The sequence below is a fragment of the Streptomyces sp. NPDC053513 genome, from assembly GCF_044544765.1.
Classification (GTDB): domain Bacteria; phylum Actinomycetota; class Actinomycetes; order Streptomycetales; family Streptomycetaceae; genus Streptomyces; species Streptomyces litmocidini.
On record NZ_JBITXP010000003.1, the window covers coordinates 411,124 to 433,414 of the forward strand.

Genomic DNA, 22,291 nt, shown 5'->3' on the forward strand with positions numbered 1-22,291 from the left:
CCCACGGCCCCGACACCCCTCGTCAACACGGCGCGTCAACCCGTGTCCGAGCCTCTCAGCCCTGCGGGACGACCGCCACCGGGCAGGGCGCGAGGTGGAGCGCCGCGTGCGCGACGGAGCCGATCCGCGGCCCGACGGCCCCGCGCCGGGCCCGCCGGCCGACCACGAGCAGCTGGGCGCCGCCCGAGACGGAGAGCAGCACCTGCCCCGCGCTGCCCAGTTCGACGTGCTCGGAGACCGGCACGTCGGGGTACCGCTCGCGCCAGGGGGCGAGCGCCTCGCGCAGCGCCTTCTCCTCGTACGGGACGAGTCCGCCGGCCTCGTCCGCGAGCCGCATCGAGGCCGGGCTGTACGCGTACAGCGGCGGCAGGCTCCACGCGCGCACGGCCCGCACGGCCGCCCCGCGCGCGGCGGCGGTCCCGAAGGCGAAGCCGAGCACGGCCGCGCTGTCCTCGGGGCTGCCGAGCTGACCGACGAGCACGTGTCCCGACGGCGGTTCGGCCTGCTCGCCGTCGCGGGACCGGACGGCGACGACCGGGCGGGCGGAGGCGGCGATGATCTGCTGCCCGTACGAGCCGAGCAGGAATCCGGCGACGGCTCCGTGGCCGCGCGAGCCGATGACGAGCATCTCGGCCCGGTCCTCGGTGCCGAGCAGCGCGGGGACCGGTGGGTCGGGGAGCAGTTCGGCCGTGAGCGCGAGCTCCGGGTGGCGGGCCGCGATCGTGGCCTCGGCCTCGCGCAGGACGGCGTGGGCGGCGCGCTGCTGGGCGTCGGGGTCCTGGACGAGGGGCAGGTCGAGCGGTTCCCAGCGCCACGCGTGCGCGAGCCGCAGCGGGAGGCCCCGGTGCAGGGCCTCCCGGGCGGCCCAGTCGGCCGCGGCGAGGCTCTCGGGGGAGCCGTCCACTCCTGCGACGATCTCACGACTCATCAGGCTGCCTCCGTCGGTGCGGTGACGGGCCCGCCGGGCGGCCGGCCCTCCTCCCCCCAGCTTGGGCCCATCGGCGGTGCGAGGAGAGGGCCGGACGTCCCGACATGCCGGTCCGTCCGTCCCTCCGGAGCCTTTCCGTTCAGGCCAGCAGCGTGAGTCGGGCGTGGGTGCCGTGGAGGTAGTGGTCCCCGATGTCGCGCAGCCGGTGGGCCGCCTGGGTGGGGGCGGTGAGCGCGCGGGCGTTGCGCCAGAAGCGGTCGAAGCCCGGCCCGCCGTCGTGGGCGTCGGCTCCCGCCGTGCCGTCGACGAGTTCGAGGATGCGCGTGGTGATGTGGACGGCCGCCCGGCCGGTGACCGTCTCGGCCGCCGCCACGAGGACGGCGATGTCGGCGCGTTCCTCCAGGCCGAGCGACCACTCGGCGAGCAGCCCCCCGGCGAGGGCGTGCGTCGCCCGCTCCGCCACCGCGGCGGCGGCGTGCGCGGCCGTCGCCAGCTCCCCGTAGGCGAGCAGGAGGTACGGATCGTCCCCGGCGCCGACGGTGCCGTCCGCGCCCGTCGGGCCTCCCGCCCGGTCGACGGGGACGGGGCCCGCCTGTCCGGCGCGGCTGATGTCCCGGGCCTCCGCGAGCGCCCCCTCGGCGATGCCGAGCCCGACCTGGACGAGGAGCAGCCGCAGGGCGAGCGGTGCGAGGGTGGTGAAGGGCGCGACGGCGTGCTCGTCGTGCGGGAGGGACCCGAGGACGTGCCGGGCCTCCACCGGGACGCGGTTGAACGTGACGGTGCCGGCCCCGGCCAGGCGCTGGCCGACCCGGTCCGTGGCGGCCTCCGTGAACACCCCTTCCTGGGCCGGGTCCACGAGGACGACGAGGAGGTCGCCGGTGCCGCCGGGCCGTGCGCCGACGACGAGCCGGTCGGCGACCGTGACGCCGGAGGCGAAGGCGCGGCGCCCGTCGAGGATCCAGCCGCCGCCGGGGCCGTCGGCGGGCGTGAGCGTGAGGCCGGGGGCGGGTTCGACGTGCGGCGGTTCGATGCCGCCGGCGAGCAGCCAGCGCTCCTCGGCCGTGCACACGTCGAGGGCGAGCGCGGGGGAGTCCGTGCCGTCGGCGTCGGGCGCGGGGCCGAAGAAGCGGCTGCTCCAGGACAGCGCGTAGTGGTGGGCGAGGAGCTCGCCCACCGAGCTGTCGGCGGCGGAGATCTCCCGCACGACCGCGCAGGCGGCCCGCCAGTCCGCGCCCCGCCGGGTCGGTCCCGGCGCGGTGAGGAGGCCGGGCAGCCCCGCCTCCTGGAGGCGCGCGACCTCGTCGAAGGGGGCCTTGCCGGCCCGGTCCCGGGCGAGGGCGTCGACGGCGAGGTCGTCGGCGAGCTCGCGGGTGACACGGGGCCAGATCTCGTCGTCGCCCGGCCGGTCGACGGGCCGGCCGGGCGATGCGGAGGCGGTCCGTATCGCTGTTCTCCTCGGCGATCTCCTCGGCGTACTCACGTCACCTCACCCGATCCCTAGTATCCCCACTGGAATAGTAGGGATACTGACAGAGGGGGCCGCCCGGCCCCAAGGGGCGTCCATGGGCTGGACAAGGTCGTATCGATGAGCGAGACGGCGCCGAGCCGGCGCAGGTGAGGGGAGGGCGGCCCGCCCCGGTCAGGGGTTGGTCCAGGCCTCCGGGTCGTCCGCGAGCGCCACGATCCCGGCCGGCAGCTCCGCCGCCGCGAGCTCCGCGAGGGACACTCCCAACACCCCCCGGACGCTGGCCCGCAGCGCGATCCACAGCGTCAGCAGCGACTCGGCCGGCCCCGAGTAGGACAGGTCCGGCGGTCGCTCTCCCCGTACGGAGACCAGCGGGCCGTCCACGCAGCGGATGACGTCCGCGACCGAGATCGTCTCGGCCGGACGGGCCAGCCAGTACCCGCCGTTGCCGCCGCGCTGGCTCTGCACCAGGCCGCCCTTGCGCATGTCGCCGAGGATGCCCTCCAGGAACTTGTGGGAGATGTCCTGGTCCACCGCGATGGCCTCCGCCTTCAGCGGTCCCGCGTCCTGGGCCGCGGCGAGCTGGAGGGCGGCCCGCACCGCGTAGTCGGCCCTGGCTGAAATGCGCATGCGCGCATTATTCCGCACGGGTGCGGTCGGATCCGCGCAGCCGGTTCCGCGCGCCCGCGAGCCGGCCCGACCGCTCGCGCGGCGACTCGTACCGGACCCGCGCGGCGACCCGTATCGCACCGTGAGGCGACTCGTACTGCACCGTGAGACGGCCCGTACCGCGCCCTTGACGGCGCCCACGGCCCGCCGGACACTCATGGACGGGAAACCGAGCGAACAGGTAGGGAACCATGGGACGCACCGGCCGGAGGAACACCTCGCCCGTCCCGTCCCTCCCGCGCCCGCTGCCCCTGACGTCCCGCCGGCACATCGATCTGCTGCGGGTCTGCAGCGCGGCGGGTCACCGCCCCCGCGCAGGCGTCCTCCCCCTCCGCTGAGACGCCCGCCGCGGTCCGTCCGTCTCCTCTTCCCGTACTTCTGCCGCCCTGGGCCCCGCACGGCCGCCGCCGCGTCGCGCCGTGCCGCCGCGCGCCGCCCGGGCCGGCACCGAGCACCCCCGAGGGAGAACCATGTCCGTCGTCGTACCGTCCCGGCTCCTGCCCGCCTCCGTCGCCGTGCCCGTCTTCCGCGGCCGGATCGGCCGGGACGCGAACAGCGGCCACTACGCCGTCCCGCACCGCTACCGCCTCCACGTCGACCCGTCCGACCCCCGGTGTCTGAGCATCGCCCTCACCCACGGCCTGCTCGGACTCGACGCCACGCTCCCGCTCACCGTGCTCCCCGGCACCCCCGACACGCCCGACGGCGGGTACGCCGCGCTCCGCCCGTTGTACGAGGCGAGCGCCCACCTCTACTCCGGCCCGGCCGCGGCCCCCGTCCTCAGCGACGGCTGGACCGGACGGATCGTCAGCACCCACGTCCCCGACATCCTCCGGGACCTCGCCCTGCGCTTCCGCGGCGACGGCCCCGACCTGCTGCCCGAAGCGCACCGCGACGCCGTCGACGCGATCGCCGACCTGTGCGCGCGGAGCGTCAACCGGGCCGCCCAGCGCGCCGGCGAGCTCGGCCTCGACGACGCGTCCGCCCACCGCGACCCGCTCACCGTCCTCTTCGCCGCGCTCGGCTCCCTGGAACGCCGCCTCACCCACCGGCCGTACGTCCTCGGCGACGCCCCGACCCTCGCCGACGTGCACGTCTGGGTCACCCTCGTCCAGCTCGACACCGTGCACCGCTGGCACCTCGACGCCGCCGCCATGGACCGCGTCGCCGCACACCCCGCGCTGTGGGCCTACGCCCAGCGCCTGGCCGCCCGCCCCGAGTTCGCCCGCCACCTCGACATCGACGCCCTCCTGCGCCGCCACCGCGCCCACTGCCGCGGCCGCGAGGCCGCCGGCGCGGCGATACGCCTCGTCGACTGGTCCGCCGGACGCTGACGCGCCCGCTCCGGCGGGCGTCGTCAGCCGATGCGGCGTCCCGTCAGCGGGGCCGTGTCGTCGCCCGTGCCCCCGCGGACCCCGCGCAGGAACGCCCCCAGGGCCTCCAGCGAGCTCGCCGCCGGCTCCCAGCCCAGCTCCTGCCGGGCCCGCTCGGTGGCGAGCAGCGGCAGGTGCCGCAGCGCGTCGAAGAGGCCCGGGGAGGCGGGGACCAGCCGCAGCCGCCAGGCCGCCGACAGGGCGCCCCGTACCGCCCCGGCGGGCACCTTCACCGGCCGGGCGTTCAGCATCTCGCCCAGCGTCGCCCCGTCGATCACCGGCTCCGCGGCGAGGTTGAACGGACCCCGGACGTCCCGCAGCAGCGCCCTGCGGTAGGCGTCCGCCGCGTCCTCGGTGTGCAGGACCTGGAACCGGAGCCCCTCGAACTCCGGGAGCAGCGGCAGCAGTTCGGGCCGCATCAGCTGCCCCGGGAAGAACCGCCCCGCGAAGATCCGCCGCTGCTCGCTCGCCGACTCCTCCTTGAAGAGGAAGGCCGGACGCATCCGGACCACCCGGGTCAGCGGATGGTCCCGCTCGAACGTGTCGAGGACCCGCTCCAGATAGGCCTTCTCCCGGGTGTACGCGGCGCCCGGCCAGCCGTGCGTCGGCCACGCCTCGGACACCGGGGAGCCGCCCTCGGGCCCGGGGGAGTACGCGCCCACCGAGGAGGCGTGCACCAGGACCGGCACCCGGGCCGCCGCCACCGCGTCGAAGACGCGGACCGAGCCCAGGACATTGGTCCGCCAGGTCTCCACCGGGTCATGGGTCGGCCCGAACCGCCAGGCCAGGTGCACCACCGCGTCCGCGTCCGCCACGTACTGCGCGAGCCGGGGCTCGTCCCCGTCCCGGGAGAGGTCCAGCTCGGCCCACTCCACCCCGGGAAGGTCGAAGCCGGGCCGGCGGCGGGCGAGACCGAGGACGGAGCCGACGCCCGGCTCGCCTGCCAGGAGCCGGACGAGGCTCGTGCCGACGTTGCCGGTGGCGCCCGTGACGACGACGCGCGAAATCGTGCTCGGATTCATGTCTCCGACCCTCCGCCATGGACGGCGGAAGCGCATTCCGGCAGCCGCCCATGGCCCTCACCGTCACCCAGCGTGTCCGTATGGGTCGCGGACACGGCCGACGCCCGGGAATATGAAGCGACTCAGGAGACAGGAGAACGGCCATGCTGCTGCCCGACAGGAACACCGTCGACCGGCTGCTCCGGCACTTCCGCGCCCAGGAGCGGACCGTGCAGGACAGGCCGTGCGACCTGTCGGCCCGCCGGCGCTTCGAGGACACGGCGTACACCCTGTGCGTCCTGATGGGAGTGCGCACCGCCCGCGAGGCCGTCCTCGCCGCGGAGCGCTACGTGACGACCGCAGAGATCAGGAATCGAGAAGCACGTCCCCCGTGCCGCCACTAGCGTGACTGCCATGAACACGATGAACGAAGCCCCGGGCGCGGACGGGCAGGCGTCCGCACCCCACGCCGCCGACCGGCACGACCTGATCCGCGTGCACGGCGCGCGGGAGAACAACCTCAAGGACGTGAGCATCGAGATCCCGAAGCGCCGGCTCACGGTCTTCACCGGCGTCTCCGGATCGGGCAAGAGCTCCCTCGTGTTCGACACGATCGCCGCCGAGTCGCAGCGGCTGATCAACGAGACGTACAGCGCCTTCGTCCAGGGCTTCATGCCGACGCTCGCCCGGCCCGAGGTCGACGTCCTCGAAGGCCTGACGACCGCGATCATCGTCGACCAGCAGCGCCTCGGCGCGGACCCCCGCTCCACCGTCGGCACCGCCACCGACGTCAACGCGATGCTGCGGATCCTCTTCAGCCGCCTCGGCGAGCCGCACATCGGCCCGCCCAGCGCCTACGCCTTCAACGTCCCCTCGGTCCGGGCCAGCGGCGCGATCACCGTCGAGCGCGGCGACAAGAAGACCGAGAAGGCGACCTTCGAGCGGACCGGCGGCATGTGTCCGGGCTGCGAGGGCCGGGGCACGGTCTCCGATATCGACCGCGGTCGGCTCTACGACGACTCCAAGTCGCTCGCCGAGGGCGCGCTCACCGTCCCCGGCTACACCCCGGGCGGCTGGAACTACCGGCTCTACAGCGAATCGGGCTTCGTCGACGCGGACAAGCCGATCCGCGAGTACACCGAGAGGGAACTGCGGGACTTCCTCCACCACGAGCCGGTACGGATGAAGATCGCCGGGATCAACATGACCTACGAGGGCCTGATCCCGCGCATCCAGAAGTCCTTCCTGGCCAAGGACAAGGAGGGCATGCAGCCCCACATCCGGGCCTTCGTCGAGCGGGCCGTCACCTTCACCACCTGCCCCGACTGCGACGGCACCCGGCTCAGCGAGGGAGCCAGGGCGTCGAAGATCGGGCGGATCAGCATCGCCGACGCCTGCGCGATGCAGATCAGCGACCTCGCCGCCTGGGTCCGGGACCTCGACGAGCCCTCGGTGGCGCCGCTGCTCACCGCGCTCCAGCTGACCCTGGACTCCTTCGTGGAGATCGGCCTCGGCTACCTCTCCCTCGACCGTCCCTCGGGCACCCTGTCGGGCGGCGAGGCACAGCGCGTCAAGATGATCCGCCACCTCGGCTCCTCGCTCACCGACGTCACGTACGTCTTCGACGAGCCCACCATCGGCCTGCACCCGCACGACATCCGGCGGATGAACGACCTGCTGCTCCAGCTGCGCGACAAGGGCAACACGGTCCTCGTCGTGGAGCACAAGCCGGAGGCCATCGCGATCGCCGACCACGTCGTCGACCTCGGCCCCGGCGCGGGCACGGCCGGCGGCACCGTCTGCTTCGAGGGCACCGTGGACGGCCTGCGGGCCTCCGGCACCGTCACCGGCCGCCACCTCGACGACCGGGCCGCCGTCAAGGAATCGGTCCGCAGGCCCACCGGGGCCCTGAAGATCCGGGGCGCGTCGACGCACAACCTGCGCGACGTCGACGTCGACATCCCGCTCGGCGTGCTCACCGTCGTGACCGGCGTCGCCGGCTCCGGCAAGAGCTCGCTCGTGCACGGCTCGATCCCCGCCGGCGAGGAGGTGATCTCCGTCGACCAGGGCGCGATCCGCGGCTCCCGGCGCAGCAACCCCGCCACGTACACCGGGCTGCTCGACCCGATCCGCAAGGCCTTCGCCAAGGCCAACGGTGTGAAGCCGGCGCTGTTCAGCGCCAACTCCGAGGGCGCCTGCCCCACCTGCAACGGCGCGGGCGTCATCTACACCGACCTGGGGATGATGGCCGGCGTCTCCTCCACCTGCGAGGACTGCGAGGGCAAGCGGTTCCAGCCCTCGGTGCTCGAATACCTCCTCGGCGGCCGGGACATCAGCGAGGTGCTCGCCATGTCCGTGACCGAGGCCGAGGAGTTCTTCGGCTCAGGAGAGGCGCGGACGCCGGCCGCCCAGCGGATCCTGGCCCGGCTCGTCGACGTCGGGCTCGGCTACCTGAGCCTCGGCCAGCCGCTCACCACGCTCTCCGGCGGCGAGCGGCAGCGCCTCAAGCTGGCCACGCACATGGCCGACAAGGGCGGCGTCTACGTCCTCGACGAGCCGACCACCGGCCTCCACCTCGCCGACGTCGAGCAGCTCCTCGGCCTGCTCGACCGACTCGTGGACTCCGGCAAGTCGGTCATCGTCGTCGAGCACCACCAGGCCGTCATGGCGCACGCCGACTGGATCATCGACCTGGGCCCCGGCGCGGGCCACGACGGCGGCAAGATCGTCTTCGAGGGCACGCCCGCCGACCTCGTCGCGGCCCGCTCGACCCTCACCGGCGAGCACCTCGCGGAGTACGTCGGCGTCTGACCCCGCCGACGGCGGCGACCCGGGACTTCCGCCCACCGGGTCGCCGCCCGGCCCCGTGCGCGGCGGAAGACGCACGAGCCGGCCCCGAACGGCGGTTCTCGTGGGCCGGAGGGGCCGGAAGTCGAACGGCGGTTCTCGCGAGCCGGAGGAGCCGGAAGTCGAACGGTGGCCCTTGTGGGCCGGACCGTGCGGCGCCCACCGAACCGTCGCCGGCACGACCCGGGTCCGGTGTCTCCAGTGGCGCCGCACGACCGGCGGTCCATGAGGCGGGCGGGGCGTCAGACCCGACGGGCCGTCCTGCGCCGCCACATCCACAGGGTGAGCGCGGCGGCGCAGGCCGAGCCCACCAGGGTCAGCGGAAGGCCGGCCGACGGGCCCGAGGGCTCCGCCTCCCGGGCCGCCCTCACCGGCGCGGCCGCCGTCTCGGCCCCGGGCCGGGGCGCCGCCGCCTCCGCGCCGCGTCGCTCCCGGGCCACCGACACGGTCCGCGTGCCCGGGTCGGCGGCGGCCTTCGCCCGTACCGGTGCGAGCGAACCCACCGGCCGCACCCGGCCGGCGGCCTCGAAGCCCCAGTCGAGCAGTTCCCGGGCCTCCTCGTACACGGCGAACCCGCCGCCCTCCTGAGGGTTCATCACCGAGACGACGAGCGTCCGGTCGCCGCGACGGGCCGCCGAGATCAGGGTGTTGCCCGCGTTGCTCGTGTAGCCGTTCTTGATCCCGAGGAGCCCCGGGTAGCGCTCCACACCGTTCTCGCCGGTCAGGAGCCGGTTGGTGTTGGCGATGCCGTACGACCAGGAGCCGGCCGGGAACTCCGCGTACGCCGTCGAGCAGTACCGGGCGAAGTCGGGGTCCTGGAGCCCGGCCCGGCCGAACACCGCCAGGTCGTACGCGGAGGACACCTGGCCGGGGGCGTCATACCCGTCGGGGGAGACCACGTGGGTGTCCCGGGCGCCCAGGGAACGGGCCTTCTCCTGCATCTGCCGGGTCGTCGACTCCCAGCCGCCGTTCATCGCCGCCAGCACGTGCACGGCGTCGTTCCCCGAGCTGAGGAAGACGCCGTTCCACAGGTCCGAGACCTTGTACGTGTACCCCTCCTTCACCCCCACCAGGCTGCTGCCGGACCCGATCCCGTTCAGCTCGGCATCCACCACGGTGTGCCGCTCGGACGGCGCGTGGCGGGGGAGCGCGGTGAGCGCGAACAGCGCCTTGAGGGTACTGGCCGGAGGCAGCTTCCGGTGCGCGTTCCGCGCGGCGAGGACCTCGCCCGAGGAGGCGTCCGCCACGACCCACGACAGCGCGGAGACCGACGGCACGGAAGGGGCTCCCGGCAGCCGCTGCACCTGCGTGCCCCGCCGGTCGAGACGCGCCGGGTCGACGTACTGGCGCGCGGGCGGCGTGGGCTCCCCGACGACGGAGGGGGCGAGGGCGGCGGGAGAGGCGGCGGCCACGGGAACGGGCAGCACGAACAGCAGCGCCGCGGAACCGGCGGCGGCGTGACGGACAGCTGACGTGACGATCATTCAGCCACCGTAGGGAGGAGGGGCGGAGCGCGCAGATCGGAGTGCGCCGACCGGGGGAGCGGGCGTGGCGTACGGCGGCGCGGCGTGCACCCACCCGAGTGCCCCTACCACGGGGCCCGCGCTTGGCGGGCCCCCTCCCGCCCGCGAAACCCGCGCCCGCCGCGCCGAAGCCCCTGCCCGCCCGCCGCGCGGACCCGCGCCCTGCGTGCCGGCACCCCCGCCCGTGCGGGCCGCACCTGCCGGAGCGGTGCCCCGCCCACCCACCGTGTGGGGCCCGCACCCGGCGGGGCCCACCCGCGCGGGCCCGCGTCCGCTGGGGGGCGCCCCTCCCGCACCCCCGTGCGGGGCCCGCGCCTGCCGGGGCGGCTCCCACCCGCCCGTGTGGGCAGTCGTCCCGCTGGGGCGGGACGGGTGGGCACACGGGACGGCGCCCTTCAGCGGCGCCTCCGCGTTCCGCGCCTGGACCCGCACCACCGGTGCGCTGTGCACGGGGTGCGGGTCCAGGCTCATGAGCCTCGGGCGCCGGCAGGGCGCGGGTCCGTTGTGCCCACCCGTTCCGCCCTGCGGAACGACTGCCCACAACGGGGGGCGGCGGGGCACCGGTCCAGCGGGCGCAGCCCGCGACGGGGGCGCGGTGGGCGCCGTTCAGCGGGCGGGCGCCCGCCACGGGGGTGGGTGCCGCACCGGCGGGCGCGCCCGCGACGGGGCGTGAGGGGTGCCGCACCGGCGGGGGCCCGCGAAAGGGGCGTCGCGTCGGTGGGGAGCGGTGGACAAGTCCGTACGGAAAGCGTGGGGTTGACCGTAGGATCTGACCCCGCACGTGCCGAGTCGGCCCCGCAGTCAGGAGTTCCTCCCTTGAACACCCCGCCGTACCGCCCGGACCCCACCGGCGGCTGCCCGCACGCGCCGAACGCCCGGCTGCTCGCCGCAGGCGCCGTCGCCCCCGTCGTGCTTCCTGGCGAGATCGAGGGCATGGTGGTGCTCGGCCACGACGCGCTGCGTGACTTCCTCTCCCACCCCGACGTCGCCAAGGGGCCCCAGCACTTCACCGCCCTCACCGAGGGCCGCATACCCGACGGCTGGCCGCTGCGGACCTTCGCCACCGTGCCCGGCATGACCACCGCAGACGGAGCCGACCACCGCCGGCTGCGCACCCTCGTCAGCAGCGCCTTCACCGCCCGCCGGGTCGAGGAGCTCCGCCCCCGCGTCGAGACCGTCACCGCCGGACTCCTCGACGGGCTGGCGGAGGCCGCCCGCGCCGGCGACGGCGTCGCCGATCTGCGCCGCCACTACGCGCTGCCCCTGCCGCTCGGCGTCATCTGCGAACTCCTCGGCGTCGACCCGGCCCACCAGGACCGCCTGCACCACCTCTCCAGCCTGGTCGTCGCCACCGACACCGAGCCCGCGCGGGCCGTCGCCGCCAACCGCGAACTCGTCGAGCTCCTGGGCGCCATCGCCGCCGCCAAGGCCGCCGCGCCCGGCGACGACCTCACCAGCGCCCTCATCGCCGCCCGGGACGAGGACGGCGACCGGCTCAGTCAGCCCGAGCTCATCGGCACGCTGCTCCTGATGATCATCGCGGGCCACGAGACCACCCTGAACCTCGTCACCAACGCGGTCCGCGCGCTCTGCGCCCACCGCGAGCAGCTCGCCCTCGTGCTCGACGGCCGCGCCGACTGGGCCGACGTGGTGGAGGAGACCCTCCGCTGGGACAGCCCGGTCAGCTACTTCCCGTTCCGCTACCCCACCCGTGACCTCACCGTGGACGGCACCCTCATCCCGCGGGGCACCCCCGTCCTCGCCGGATACTCGGCGGCGGGCCGCGACACGAAGGTGCACGGCCCGGACGCCGACCGCTTCGACATCACCCGCGCCGGGACGGTGAAGCACCTCTCGCTCGGCCACGGCCCCCACTACTGCCTGGGCGCCCCGCTGGCCCGGATGGAGGCGGCGATCGCCCTGGAGGTGCTCTTCACCCGCTTCCCCGACCTGGACCTGGCGGTCCCGGAGGCCGAGCTGACCCGCCACTCCGGCTTCGTCGGCAACAGCGTCCGGACCCTCCCCGTCCGCCCCGGCGCCTGACCGCCCCGGTCCTCGGCCGCCCCCGCCCTCAGCAGCCACCCCCGTTCTCGGCCACCCCCGTCCTCAACCACCGGTCCGCCCTCAGCCGGTCCGCCCCCAGGCGTTCGTGGGGGAGGCCCGCAGGGAGGAGACGAGGCGCAGCAGCCGGTCCTCGTTCCCGGCGAGACCGGCGGCGCGGAGCGCCTCGTCGGCCTCCGCCATCGGGTGGGTGAGCATCACTCCCGCGTACGGAGCGAGCTGCGGATCGGTCAGCACGGCCTGCGTGGACTCGAGCAGCCGCAGGTACGCCTGGGCGGCCGCGCGCTCGCTGGGGGTGATCGTGGTCATGTCGGGCTCCCTCTCGACAGTTCGGCGCTCACCACCCTCTCGCACGGGTCTGACAATCGGCCTCAGGCCCGTCCGCCGAGGTGTGCCGCCAGCCGCTCCAGGAACACCCGCTGCCCGGAGACGAGCAGCGGAGCGGCGGCCTCCGGCGCGAACCAGCCCACCCGGTCGATCTCCGGGAACGCCTCCCGGATCCCCGACCGGGGCGGCCACTCCATGACGAAGGTCCCCGGCACCACCTCGGCCGGGTCGAGGTCTCCCTCGACGGCCCATACGGTGACGAGCTTCCCGTTCCGCTGGCGGGCCTCGCCGAGGGCGAACCACTCGCCGTCGGGGGCCGGGAGCCCCAGCTCCTCCTGGAACTCGCGGCGGGCCGCCGCCTCGGGCGTCTCGTCGGGCTCGTACTCCCCCTTGGGGATCGACCAGGCCGACTCCTCGCGGGACGACCAGAAGGGCCCGCCCATGTGACCGATGAGGACCTCGACGCCCCCGCCCGCCGTACGGCGGTAGACCAGGAGACCCGCGCTGCGCTTGTCCGGCATGCGCCCCAGTGTGGCCGAAGGACCCGGCCGCCGCAGCCCCCCGCGCGGTCCCGTCCCTACTCCTCCGCGCCGACCGTCACCGGGCCGCCCGCGAGGTCCACGCCGCTCGTCCACCGGGGCCCGAGCCGCACCGAACGCCACGGCACGAGCGTTCCGCCCAGTCGCTCCCGCCGCAGCGGGACGCCGTCCTGGGCGACGGTCAGGACCGGGCGGGCGAGCCGCCGCTCCGGCCGCACGAGCAGGGGGGCGGCCGCCGGGCCCAGCAGGCCGGGCGTCACCCAGCGCAGCGGGCCCGCCGCCGTCACGGGCACCCCGGCGGCGGGCCAGGGGCGGCCGCCGAGCCGTTCGAGCACCGCCCCGGCCACCGCGCGCCCCTCGGCGGCGGCCACGAGCGCCGGCTCCACCCCGCGCAGGAGGTTGCCGACGGCGAAGACGCCGGGCTCGGCGGTGCGGAAGCCCTGGTCGGTCACGGGGCCCCGGGTGCCGGGCGCGAGCGGCAGCCCGCGGGCGCGGACGAGTTCGTGGTCCGGGATCCAGTCGCCGGTGAAGACCACCGTGTCGCACCGCAGCACGGTGGCCCGTCCGTCCCCGCCCCGCACCGCGACCCCCGTCAGCCGGCCGCGTCCGAGGAGCTCCGTCACGACCGCGCCGACGAGGACCGGCACTCCCGCGAACGCGACGGCGGGGCACGGGTGTTCGGCGACGACGGCCGCCACCTCCACCCCGGCCGCGCGCAGCGTGCGCGCCGCGCCCCGGGCCACCGGGTCGCCGCCGACGACGACGGCCCGGCGCCCGATGTGCTCCGGGCGCGGCCCGAACCGCGCGACCGTCCGCTGGAGCTCGCCCGTGGTCAGCACCCCCGCGGGCCGCGTGCCCGGGACGAGCCGGGCGCTGCGGGGCCGTTCGCGGGCCCCGGTGGCGAGGACCACCGCGCCCGCCCGGACGCGTTCGAGGCCGGTCGGGGCGGTGACGTCCAGGGCGAGGGGCCCGGCCCAGCCGGTGGCCGAGACGCCGGTGCGGACCGTCGCCCCCGCCCGCAGCGCCTCCCGCACCGCGCGCCGCGCGTACGCCGGGCCGTCCAGGGCGCGCCCCCGGGCGTCCGCGCCGAACCCCGGCCGGGAGCAGTGGCGCGGCGCCCCGCCGGCCGTGGCCTCCCGCTCCAGGACCTCGACGCGACCCGCGCCCGCCGCCGCGAGCCGCGCGGCGGCGGCCAGCCCGGCGGGCCCCGCGCCCACGACGAGAACGTCGACCGTACGCGTACGGGTCACGACGCCCCCTCCTCGAACAGCGCCCGCACCTCCGCGCCGCAGTGGTGGCCCTGGCAGCGGCCGCCCCGGGCGCGGGTCCTGCGGCGCAGTCCGTCGAGGCCGCCGGGTGGGATCGTCGAGGCGAGCGCGGCCCGGATCTCGCCCCGGGTGACCCGCTCGCAGTGGCAGACGACCGTCCCGAACTCCGGGTCCCGGGCGATGAGTCCGGCGTCCCGGTACGGGCGGGGGAAGGCCTCGCCGAGGTTCGGCATCCGGACCGGGGCGAGCGGACGGGCCGGCCCCGGATCGAGGCCGCAGTCCGCGAGGAGGCCGAGCACGTGCTCGGCGATGGCCAGGGAGGCGGTGAGCCCGGTGGAACGGATCCCGCCCACCGTCACGTACCGCAGCCCGGGGTGGGCGGCGATCCGGTAGTCCTCCTGTCCGGTGGCGGCCCGCAGCCCCGCGTAGACGGCGGTGACCTCCTCGTCGAGGAGCGCGGGGAGGATCCGGCCGCCCTGCTCGCGCAGCCCGGCGAGGCCCTCCGCCGTCGTGCCCGTGGCGGTCTTGTCGTCCAGGTCCTCGGCGGTGGGCCCGAGCATGACGTTCCCGTACACCGTCGGCGAGACGAGCACGCCCTTGCCGAGCGGGCCGGGCACCGGCAGCAGGATGTGCCGGACCAGGTCGCGGGCGAACTTGTCGAAGACGAGCAGCTGGCCCCGGCGCGGGGTGACGGTGAAGTCCTCCCGGCCGACCAGCGCGTCGAACGCGTCGGCGTGGAGACCGCAGGCGTTCACGAGGAGCCGGGTCCGCAGCACTCCGCGCCGGGTGACGAGCCGGTGGTACGGATCGCCCGGACGCACCTTCTCCACCCGGCAGTTCAGATGCAGGTCCACCCCGGAGCGGACGGCCTGCGTGGCGTACGCGAGGGTGGTCGTCCACGGGCAGATCACGGACTCGCCCGGAACTTCCAGGGCGCCCAGGGCGCCGGGCCCCAAATGCGGCTCCCGGGCGGCGAGTTCACCGGCCGTGAGCAGCCGGGTGGTGCGGTGGCCGTTGCGCTGCGCCTTCTCCGCGAGCCGGGGGAGCGCCGCCCGCTGCTCCTCGTCCCAGGCGACGAGCAGCGCCCCCAGCGGCTCCACCGGGATGCCCGCCTCCCGGGCGTACGCGCCGAGCAGGCGGTGCCCTTCGCGCACCAGCCGGGCCTCCAGGGTGCCGGGTGCCGCGTCGAAACCGGTGTGCAGAATGGCGGTGTTGGCCTTCGAGGTGCCGTCGCCGACGTCGTTCGCGGCCTCCACGAGGGCGATCCGCAGCGGATGGCGGGCCAGGGTCCGGGCGATCGCGGAACCGACGACGCCCGCGCCGACGACCACCACGTCGTACTCCGCGGCCTCGCCGGTGGGCAGCGGCCCGGTCCGCGTCACGCTCATACGGCTCCGCCGCCGACGCCGTCACCCGCACCGGCCGTGCCACCGATGCCAGCACCAGCACCAGGACCAGCACCAGCACCAGCACCGGCACCGGCACCGCCGATGGCGGAACCCGTCCCGCCCGCACCGTCGACCGCGGAACCCGCGCCCCCCGATCGCTCCACCAGCGCCGCCACCTCCGCGCGGAAGCGCGCGAGGCGCGCTTCCGCCTCGTCGCCCGAGATCCGCGGCTCGTACACGGCCGAGGGCTTCCATTCCGGCACGGCCTCGCGGAGCGTGAGCCCCGGCTGGTGTCCGAGCCGGGCGACCGCGCCGACCCCGAGCGCCGTGGCGTCGGGCAACGAGGAGACCTCGACGGGGAGTTGCAGCAGATCGGCCTGGGTCTGCATGAGCAGCGCCGACCGGGTCAGACCGCCGTCGGCGCGCAGCGAGGTCAGCGGCGCGCCCCGGTCCGAGGCGGCGGCCGCGGCGAGCTCCACGACCTGGGCGGCGATGCCCTCGCACAGGGCGCGCACCAGATGGCCCGGCCCGGTGTCCAGGCCGAGGCCGGTGAGCGAGCCGCGCACGTCCCCCCGCCACCAGGGCGCGGCGAGCCCCGCGAAGGCCGGGACGAAGGTGACGCCGCCGGTGTCCGGGACGCCGCCGCCGACCGCGTCGAGCTCCGCGGCGCCGGAGATCACGCCCAGGTCCGTGAGCCAGCGCACGGCCGAGGCGACCGTGTACACCTGTCCGTCGAGGCAGTGCGTGACGCGTCCGCCGAGTCGCCAGGCCACGCAGGACACCAGTCCGGAGGTGGTGCGCCGGGGTTCGGGGCCGGTCCGGGCGAGGAGGAAGGCGCCGGTGCCGTAGGTGCACTTGGCGGCGGCGGGGTCGTCCGCGCTCTGGGTGAGCAGCGCCGCCTGCTGGTCCACCAGGAGGCCGGTGAGCGGCAGCGCGGGGCCGAACGCGGTCGTGGTGCCGACGGGGGTGTCGCAGTCCACGACCCGGGGGAGCGCCTCGCCGCCGAGTCCGTACAGGTCGAGGGCGGTCTCCGACCAGGCGACCGTGTCGAGGTCGAGGAGGCCGGTCCGTCCTGCGGTCGCCGCGTCCGTGACGAAGGCGCCCGTGAGCCGGTGGACGAGCCAGGCGTCGCTGGTGGTGACCACGCCGGCGCCGGTGGCGTGGCGGCGGATCCAGGCCATCTTGGGCGCGGCGAAATAGGGGTCGACCGGAAGGCCGGTGAGGCGGCGCAGCTCCTCGGCACGGTCGTCGAGACCGGCGCAGACCGAGGCGGCCCTGCGGTCCTGCCAGACGAGGGCGTCGGTGAGCGGTTCCCCGGTGGCGGGGTCCCAGGCGAGCACGGTCTCGCCCTGGTTGGCGAGGCCCACGGCGACGACCGGGACGTCCGCCTCGGCGAGCGCCGCCCGCCCGGCGGCGACCACGGAGTCGTACAGCTCACGGGGGTCGACCTCGACCAGGCCGCCGGGGAGGTGGCGGGGCCGGACGGGTGCCGTCCCGGTGCCGACGACCCCGCGCTCGGGGCAGAGGACGAGGGCCTTCGTACCCGACGTGCCCTGGTCGACGGCGAGTACCGCTCCGCCCGTCATCCCGCTGCTCCCTCGCTCGAACCGCTCGGTGATCATCCGGTCACCGAAAGGGGTCAGAGTGCCGTCGTCGGCGCCCTTCGTCAAGGGACGGCGGTCGAGCGCGTCAGGTCGCCCGCCGTACCTGACAGAAAATCAATTTCGGTCGCTGGCTGAATAATTACTGTCGCAAAAGAAAGTGGACCGGTCGAGTCCAGAGCCCTCTATAGTGATCGCCGATCAACGGCCGGGACGCCCGCCGGGGGACTGACCACCCCCTCCATCCACCGAGGACCCATGTCATCCACACCACCCCCCACCCCCTGATGGCCGGACACGGATTCCGCCCCGTCTACCACCCCGCCGGCCACGACCACGCCCTGCGCAACGCCGTCCAGGACCTGCGCACCGGCCGCTGGGTGTCGATGGCCCGTCTCCTCGACGAGACCTCCGACTGGGAGGCCTGGACCCGGCGCACCCAGGTCCTCGCCGCCGTCGCCGCGGGCAGCGACGTCGTCCCCGCCTGGCGCGCCGAGCAGCCCGAGAGCCTCGCCGCCGCCGTGATGCACAGCCGGGTCGCCGTCGAGCGCGCCGTCCGCGCCCATCGGGCCGGCCACCCCCGGACCCGGGAGCTCTGGCAGGAGGCCCTGACCGCCTGCCGCGAAGCCTCCGACCGCTCGCCCGGCGACCCCGTGCCCTGGATCGGCCTGATCGCCCTCGCCGTCCTCGACGGCCGCCAGCGCATGGCCGAGCACCGGCTGACCCCGCCGGCGCCCATGCTGCCGCCCGGCCCCTGGGGCCTGCTCGCCGAGGTGGAGAAGCGGGACCCGCACAACCGCGAGGCCCACCACCGCATGCTGCAGTTCGTCTACGCCCGACAGGCGGGGCCCCTCTCCGAGGCCGTCAACTACTCCTATTGGGCAGCGAGTTCGGCACCCGTGGGCTCCGCCCTGCACGCCCTCCCGCTCTACGTCCGCGTCGAGCGCTACCGGCGCGAGCGCGGTCACGAGCGCGCCCTCGACCTCCACTGGGTCGCCGAGGACGCCGTCCGCGACGCCCAGCGCGCCCTCGACACCTGGTTCCTCTTCTGCGCCACGGAGGAGGCCTCGCTGCTCGACCTCAACCACCTGGCGCACGCCCTCTTCGGCGCCCTCCGCTTCGCCGACGCGGCCCGGGTCTTCCAGGCCCTCGGTCCGTACTACACGACCCTCCCGTGGGCCTATCGCACCGCCCACCCGGACGACCGGGCCCTCGCCGAGGAGGTCTTCCTGCGCGCCCGCGCCCGCTGTCTCAGCGACTGACGCGCCCCCGCGCCCCCGCTTCCACCCCCGCCCCCGCTCCCCCCGTCCCCCGGAGGTCCCATGTCCCGCACCGCCCCCGTCGACGCGATACGCAAGCCACCACCGGCCCAGGACGAGGAGGCGAGACTCAGAGAGCTCGGCTACCAGCCCGTCCTCGCCCGCCGCATGGACGGCTTCGGCAACTTCGCGATCAGCTTCTCCGTCATCTCCGTCCTCTCCGGCTGCATGACCCTCTACGGCTTCGGCCTGGGCACCGGCGGCCCCTCCGTCATGCTGTGGGGCTGGGCCGGCGTCGGCCTCTTCGTCCTGTGCGTGGGTCTCGCCCTCGCCGAGGTCACCAGCGCCTATCCCACCTCCGGCGCCCTCTACTACATGGCCGACCGGCTCGGCGGACGCCGCTGGGGCTGGTACACCGGCTGGCTGAACCTGCTCGGTCTGCTCGGCGCCATCGCCGGCATCGACTACGGCGCGGCCCTCTTCACCGGGGCCTTCCTCAACCTCCAGTGGGGCTTCGTGCCCACCCCGGGCTCCACCTTCCTCATCTTCCTCGCCATCCTGCTGCTCCACGCCGGACTCAACCTCTTCGGCGTCCGCCTCGTCAGCGTCCTCAACTCGGTCAGCGTCTGGTGGCACCTGATCGGCGTCGCGGTCATCGTCGGGGCCCTCGCCTTCGTCCCCGACCGGCACCAGTCCGTCGAGTTCGTCTTCACCGAGTTCGTCAACGACACCGGCTGGGCCAACCCGTTCTACGTCGCCGCGATCGGCCTGCTCCTCGCCCAGTACACCTTCTCCGGCTACGACGCCTCGGCCCACCTGTCCGAGGAGACCTCCAACGCCTCCGTCACCGCCGCCAAGGGCATCGTCCGGGCCATCTGGGTCTCCTGGCTCGCCGGCTTCGCGCTCCTCGCCGGACTCACCTTCGCGATCCAGGACTACGCGGCCACCCAGAACAGCGCCACCGGCGTCCCGCCCGCCCAGATCTTCCTGGACGCGCTCGGTTCCGGCGGCGCCGCCGCCCTGCTGCTCGTCGTGATCGTCGCCCAGCTCTTCTGCGGCAACGCCGAGGTGGCCGCCGCCAGCCGCATGGTCTTCGCCTTCAGCCGCGACAACGCCCTTCCCGGCTCGGCGCTCTGGCGCAAGGTCAGCGGCAGCACCCAGACGCCCGTCCCCGCCGTCTGGCTCGCGGTCGTCGTGGCCGCGCTGCTCGCCGTCCCCTCGCTGTACTCGGCCACGGCCTACGGCGCCGTCACCGCGATCAACGTCATCGGCATCACCCCCGCGTACGCCATCCCCATCTACCTGCGGCTGCGCGCCGGGAACCGCTTCGTCCCCGGCCCGTGGAGCCTCGGCCGCTGGAGCAGGCCCATCGGCTGGATCGCCGTCGTCTGGGTGGCGTTCGTGACCGTCCTCTTCTGCCTGCCGCAGAAGTCCCCGGTGAACGTCGACACCATGAACTACGCCGCGATCGCGCTCGTCGTCGTCCTGGTCCTCGCCAGCGTCTGGTGGTACGTCGCCCGCCGTTCGTACGGCACGCCGACCGCGTACGGAACAGCCCGCGAGGAGGCCGAGATCGCCGAGGGCATCGTCTGACGGCGGAGCCCGGCCCTCCGGGGGCGCGTCCGATGCGATCGGGCGCGCCCCCGTCCGCGCACCCCGGACGGGGCGGGGCGCCCCCGGGTCAGGCGCTGAACTCGTAGGTCCAGGCGGCCGACCGGGCCGAGAAGTCGATGTCCGTGATCTCCAGGGCGTGTCCGTGCTGGTCGCTGACGACCCGGTGGACGAGCAGCCGCGCCGCGCCGCCGGCCGTCGTCGTGCCCGGACCGGGCGGGACGCCGACCGACTCGCGGTGGGTGATCCGCAGCCCCGCCTGGTGCATCCAGTGGTAGAGGAGCCGCAGATCGGGCTGTTGGCGGCAGTCCCTGCCCCGGCGGTACCGGGAGAGCTGGGGGATCTCGGCGAGGGCCGGCCGGGAGAACCACGACACCGCCCGCTGGAGCGCCGCCCCGTGCGGTCCGAGGACCGTGTGCCGGTGGACGAGGGTCGGTTCTCCGGGGGTGAGCAGGAGCCGTGAGGCCAGGGCGGCGGGCGGCGGCTCCCAGACGAGCGAGGCCCGGACGAGCGCCTCGGCCGCCCGCGGTCCGCCGGGGAACGTCGGACGGCGGGCCGCGAGGACGGGGGAGGCCGGCTCGGGACCGGCCCCGTCGGCGGCGGCGAAGGTGCCGCGCCGGTCGGTGACCACGAGCCCTTCGTCCCTGAGGAGTCGAAGCGCGCTGCGGACGGTCTGCCGGTTGACGTGGTGGCGCTGGGACAGCGTCCGTTCCGACGGGAGCCGGCTGCCGGGGGAGATGCGCCGCCGGGCGAGGTCCTCGCGCAGGGCGGCGGCGACCCGGAGATAGAGCGGCGTCTCCGCTGCGCCGGAGGTCTCCGCCACCGCCTCGGAATGGGGCTCGACCATGATCAACCCTCTCTTTGCTCAGCGTGACGGCATGGGCCGTGTGGGTGATCAATTCCTATCATTGGTCTAAACCATTTTGCCAGGGCGGTCCGGCAGAGTGGCCGAAACGAGCGAGGCGCCTTGTAATGAGGTTCCAGGTGACAGGCCGGTCACCTGGCGTCGGGAGAAGGCGGGTGAGGCCGGATGACGACACCGTCGGAGCGGACCGCTCGGGGCAAGGCGGCCCGCAAGCGCGTCCCCCGCGCCTCACACGGCCGCTGGATACCCAGCTCACAGCGTCCCGACCCGCTCGACGTCCTGGAACGCCAGTCCCTGGACCGGCTCCCCGACCTCGTCCCCCTCCGCTACGGCAGGATGGCGGCCTCCCCCTTCGCCTTCCTGCGCGGAGCCGCCGCCGTCATGGCCGCCGACCTCGGCGCCGACCGCCACACCGGGCTCACCGTCCAGCTGTGCGGCGACGCCCACCTGCTCAACTTCGGGGTCTACGCCTCACCCGAACGGACGCTCCTCTTCGACGTGAACGACTTCGACGAGACCCTCCCCGGCCCCTTCGAGTGGGACGTGAAGAGGCTCGCCGCCAGCGTCACCGTCGCCGCCCTCCAGAACGGCAGCGCCAAGCCCAAGGCCCACCGCGCCGCGCTCGTCGCCGTGGAGTCGTACCGCACGACGATGCGCCGCCTGGCCGGCCTCGGCGAGCTCGACGTCTGGTACGAGCGGATATCCGCCGACGACATCCTCCGCGTGGTGCGCGGCGAGGACCGCGCCCGCCTCACGAAACGGCTCGCCGGCGCCCGTCGGCGCACCAGCCTCCAGGCCCTCGAAAAGCTCACCGAGAAGGACTCCGAGGGCAACCGGCGCATCATCGACGACCCGCCGCTCCTCGAACGCGTCGCGGACATCGACCGGATCACCCTCGGCAAGATCTTCAGCGACTACCGCAGCTCCCTCGCCGAGGAGCGCCGCGTCCTCCTCGACCGCTACCACTTCCTCGACGCGGCCCGGAAGGTCGTCGGAGTCGGCAGCGTCGGCACCCGCTGCTTCGTCCTCCTCCTCGAAGGACGCGACGACAGCGACCCGCTCGTCCTCCAGATCAAGGAGGCCGGCCGCTCCGTCCTGGAGCCGTACCTGACGCCCACCGCCTACCCCCACCAGGGCCGCCGCGTCGTCTGCGGCCAACGGCTGACCCAGGCGGCGAGCGACATCTTCCTCGGCTGGATGACCGGACCCGAGCAACGCCACTTCTACTGGCGGCAACTGCGCGACATGAAGGGCTCCGCCGAGGTGGAGACCATGTCCCCGGCCACCCTGCGGGACTACGCGCGGCTCTGCGGCCGGGCCCTGGCCCGCGCCCACGCCCGCTCGGGCGACCGCATCGCCATCGCCGCCTACCTGGGAAGCTCGGACGTCTTCGACCGCGCCGTGGCCGACTTCGCGCTCTCCTACGCCCGGCAGAACGCCGACGACTACGCGGCGCTCGGCGCGGCCATCGCCGCGGGCATGGTGACGGCGGCCCCGGGCGCCTGAACTGCTCCGAGTGGAGTCCACGAGTGGTGGGGCTCCCGCCCCGACCGCAGGCTGTGGACC

General features: G+C 75.1%; 18 protein-coding genes. 7 read left to right on the top strand and 11 right to left on the bottom strand.

Going from position 1 to position 22,291, the window contains the following annotated elements; translation table 11 throughout:
• Positions 1 to 55 precede the first annotated feature (55 nt).
• The 3 genes from ACIGW4_RS07415 to ACIGW4_RS07425 all read right to left on the bottom strand — a co-directional run bounded on the left by ACIGW4_RS07415 (position 56) and on the right by ACIGW4_RS07425 (position 3,023).
• Positions 56 to 928 carry a universal stress protein gene (locus ACIGW4_RS07415; RefSeq protein WP_123458520.1) on the bottom strand — a complete coding sequence of 291 codons (873 nt, stop codon included), beginning with the start codon at positions 926 to 928 and terminating at the stop codon, positions 56 to 58.
• 139 nt (positions 929 to 1,067) lie between these two features.
• Positions 1,068 to 2,408 (bottom strand): acyl-CoA dehydrogenase, encoded by a 1,341-nt coding sequence (locus ACIGW4_RS07420; RefSeq protein ID WP_399578984.1) that lies wholly within the window; start codon positions 2,406 to 2,408, stop codon positions 1,068 to 1,070.
• Between the two features lie 159 nt (positions 2,409 to 2,567).
• A complete protein-coding gene (locus ACIGW4_RS07425; protein ID WP_123458518.1) occupies positions 2,568 to 3,023 on the bottom strand; it encodes an Rrf2 family transcriptional regulator in 456 nt (151 codons plus the stop codon).
• A 509-nt stretch (positions 3,024 to 3,532) separates the two neighbouring features.
• On the opposite strand from ACIGW4_RS07425, the gene ACIGW4_RS07430 reads away from it, so the two are divergent.
• Positions 3,533 to 4,396 (top strand): glutathione S-transferase C-terminal domain-containing protein, encoded by an 864-nt coding sequence (locus ACIGW4_RS07430; protein WP_399578987.1) that lies wholly within the window; start codon positions 3,533 to 3,535, stop codon positions 4,394 to 4,396.
• 23 nt (positions 4,397 to 4,419) lie between these two features.
• Here the strand turns inward: ACIGW4_RS07430 and ACIGW4_RS07435 are convergent, their stop codons facing one another.
• Positions 4,420 to 5,457, bottom strand: a complete 1,038-nt coding sequence (locus tag ACIGW4_RS07435) for an NAD-dependent epimerase/dehydratase family protein (RefSeq protein WP_398713293.1) — start codon at positions 5,455 to 5,457, stop codon at positions 4,420 to 4,422.
• A 143-nt stretch (positions 5,458 to 5,600) separates the two neighbouring features.
• Between ACIGW4_RS07435 and ACIGW4_RS07440 the strand changes: the two genes are divergently transcribed.
• Both ACIGW4_RS07440 and ACIGW4_RS07445 read left to right on the top strand, forming a co-directional pair.
• On the top strand, positions 5,601 to 5,840 hold the full coding sequence (locus ACIGW4_RS07440; protein ID WP_093877469.1) for a DUF5133 domain-containing protein: 240 nt from the start codon (positions 5,601 to 5,603) through the stop codon (positions 5,838 to 5,840).
• A gap of 19 nt (positions 5,841 to 5,859) precedes the next feature.
• Positions 5,860 to 8,247, top strand: a complete 2,388-nt coding sequence (locus ACIGW4_RS07445) for an ATP-binding cassette domain-containing protein (RefSeq protein ID WP_399579111.1) — start codon at positions 5,860 to 5,862, stop codon at positions 8,245 to 8,247.
• Between the two features lie 278 nt (positions 8,248 to 8,525).
• Here ACIGW4_RS07445 and ACIGW4_RS07450 read toward each other — a convergent pair whose 3' ends face one another.
• The gene (locus tag ACIGW4_RS07450; RefSeq protein WP_399578988.1) at positions 8,526 to 9,767 is read right to left on the bottom strand and encodes a D-alanyl-D-alanine carboxypeptidase family protein; all 1,242 of its coding nucleotides are present in this window, start codon (positions 9,765 to 9,767) and stop codon (positions 8,526 to 8,528) included.
• Positions 9,768 to 10,622: 855 nt separating this feature from the next.
• Here ACIGW4_RS07450 and ACIGW4_RS07455 point away from each other — a divergent pair.
• The gene (locus ACIGW4_RS07455; protein ID WP_399578991.1) at positions 10,623 to 11,849 is read left to right on the top strand and encodes a cytochrome P450; all 1,227 of its coding nucleotides are present in this window, start codon (positions 10,623 to 10,625) and stop codon (positions 11,847 to 11,849) included.
• A gap of 81 nt (positions 11,850 to 11,930) precedes the next feature.
• Here ACIGW4_RS07455 and ACIGW4_RS07460 read toward each other — a convergent pair whose 3' ends face one another.
• From ACIGW4_RS07460 to ACIGW4_RS07480, 5 genes are all read right to left on the bottom strand, one after another.
• Positions 11,931 to 12,176, bottom strand: a complete 246-nt coding sequence (locus ACIGW4_RS07460) for a hypothetical protein (RefSeq protein ID WP_123458512.1) — start codon at positions 12,174 to 12,176, stop codon at positions 11,931 to 11,933.
• Positions 12,177 to 12,238: 62 nt separating this feature from the next.
• A complete protein-coding gene (locus ACIGW4_RS07465) occupies positions 12,239 to 12,715 on the bottom strand; it encodes an NUDIX domain-containing protein (RefSeq protein ID WP_359590704.1) in 477 nt (158 codons plus the stop codon).
• Between the two features lie 56 nt (positions 12,716 to 12,771).
• The gene (locus ACIGW4_RS07470) at positions 12,772 to 13,983 is read right to left on the bottom strand and encodes an FAD-dependent oxidoreductase (RefSeq protein ID WP_398713300.1); all 1,212 of its coding nucleotides are present in this window, start codon (positions 13,981 to 13,983) and stop codon (positions 12,772 to 12,774) included.
• Positions 13,980 to 15,389 (bottom strand): FAD-dependent oxidoreductase, encoded by a 1,410-nt coding sequence (locus ACIGW4_RS07475; RefSeq protein WP_399578993.1) that lies wholly within the window; start codon positions 15,387 to 15,389, stop codon positions 13,980 to 13,982. Before ACIGW4_RS07475 ends, ACIGW4_RS07470 begins: the two co-directional genes overlap by 4 nt.
• Complete coding sequence (locus ACIGW4_RS07480; protein ID WP_399579114.1) at positions 15,386 to 16,975, bottom strand: FGGY family carbohydrate kinase; 1,590 nt, start codon at positions 16,973 to 16,975, stop codon at positions 15,386 to 15,388. Before ACIGW4_RS07480 ends, ACIGW4_RS07475 begins: the two co-directional genes overlap by 4 nt.
• A gap of 302 nt (positions 16,976 to 17,277) precedes the next feature.
• Here ACIGW4_RS07480 and ACIGW4_RS07485 point away from each other — a divergent pair, with 302 nt between their 5' ends.
• Together ACIGW4_RS07485 and ACIGW4_RS07490 are read left to right on the top strand one after the other, a co-directional pair.
• Positions 17,278 to 18,252: a hypothetical protein gene (locus tag ACIGW4_RS07485; RefSeq protein ID WP_359590699.1), complete on the top strand. Its 975-nt coding sequence runs from the start codon at positions 17,278 to 17,280 to the stop codon at positions 18,250 to 18,252.
• Positions 18,253 to 18,312: 60 nt separating this feature from the next.
• Positions 18,313 to 19,842, top strand: a complete 1,530-nt coding sequence (locus tag ACIGW4_RS07490; protein WP_185094879.1) for an amino acid permease — start codon at positions 18,313 to 18,315, stop codon at positions 19,840 to 19,842.
• A gap of 88 nt (positions 19,843 to 19,930) precedes the next feature.
• On the opposite strand, the gene ACIGW4_RS07495 is transcribed toward ACIGW4_RS07490, so the two are convergent.
• Entirely contained in the window at positions 19,931 to 20,707 is a 777-nt protein-coding gene (locus ACIGW4_RS07495; RefSeq protein WP_123458507.1) for a GntR family transcriptional regulator, read from the bottom strand.
• A 183-nt stretch (positions 20,708 to 20,890) separates the two neighbouring features.
• Here ACIGW4_RS07495 and ACIGW4_RS07500 point away from each other — a divergent pair, with 183 nt between their 5' ends.
• On the top strand, positions 20,891 to 22,231 hold the full coding sequence (locus tag ACIGW4_RS07500) for a DUF2252 domain-containing protein (protein WP_123458506.1): 1,341 nt from the start codon (positions 20,891 to 20,893) through the stop codon (positions 22,229 to 22,231).
• Positions 22,232 to 22,291 lie beyond the last annotated feature (60 nt).

Coding starts and splice junctions, on each gene's coding strand:
- ACIGW4_RS07415 (WP_123458520.1), bottom strand. CDS start 928: ATGAGTCGTGAGATCGTCGCAGGAGTGGACGGCTCCCCCGAGAGCCTC.
- ACIGW4_RS07425 (WP_123458518.1), bottom strand. CDS start 3,023: ATGCGCATTTCAGCCAGGGCCGACTACGCGGTGCGGGCCGCCCTCCAG.
- ACIGW4_RS07430 (WP_399578987.1), top strand. CDS start 3,533: ATGTCCGTCGTCGTACCGTCCCGGCTCCTGCCCGCCTCCGTCGCCGTG.
- ACIGW4_RS07435 (WP_398713293.1), bottom strand. CDS start 5,457: ATGAATCCGAGCACGATTTCGCGCGTCGTCGTCACGGGCGCCACCGGC.
- ACIGW4_RS07440 (WP_093877469.1), top strand. CDS start 5,601: ATGCTGCTGCCCGACAGGAACACCGTCGACCGGCTGCTCCGGCACTTC.
- ACIGW4_RS07445 (WP_399579111.1), top strand. CDS start 5,860: ATGAACGAAGCCCCGGGCGCGGACGGGCAGGCGTCCGCACCCCACGCC.
- ACIGW4_RS07450 (WP_399578988.1), bottom strand. CDS start 9,767: ATGATCGTCACGTCAGCTGTCCGTCACGCCGCCGCCGGTTCCGCGGCG.
- ACIGW4_RS07460 (WP_123458512.1), bottom strand. CDS start 12,176: ATGACCACGATCACCCCCAGCGAGCGCGCGGCCGCCCAGGCGTACCTG.
- ACIGW4_RS07465 (WP_359590704.1), bottom strand. CDS start 12,715: ATGCCGGACAAGCGCAGCGCGGGTCTCCTGGTCTACCGCCGTACGGCG.
- ACIGW4_RS07475 (WP_399578993.1), bottom strand. CDS start 15,389: ATGAGCGTGACGCGGACCGGGCCGCTGCCCACCGGCGAGGCCGCGGAG.
- ACIGW4_RS07480 (WP_399579114.1), bottom strand. CDS start 16,975: ATGACGGGCGGAGCGGTACTCGCCGTCGACCAGGGCACGTCGGGTACG.
- ACIGW4_RS07485 (WP_359590699.1), top strand. CDS start 17,278: ATGGCCGGACACGGATTCCGCCCCGTCTACCACCCCGCCGGCCACGAC.
- ACIGW4_RS07490 (WP_185094879.1), top strand. CDS start 18,313: ATGTCCCGCACCGCCCCCGTCGACGCGATACGCAAGCCACCACCGGCC.
- ACIGW4_RS07495 (WP_123458507.1), bottom strand. CDS start 20,707: ATGGTCGAGCCCCATTCCGAGGCGGTGGCGGAGACCTCCGGCGCAGCG.
- ACIGW4_RS07500 (WP_123458506.1), top strand. CDS start 20,891: ATGACGACACCGTCGGAGCGGACCGCTCGGGGCAAGGCGGCCCGCAAG.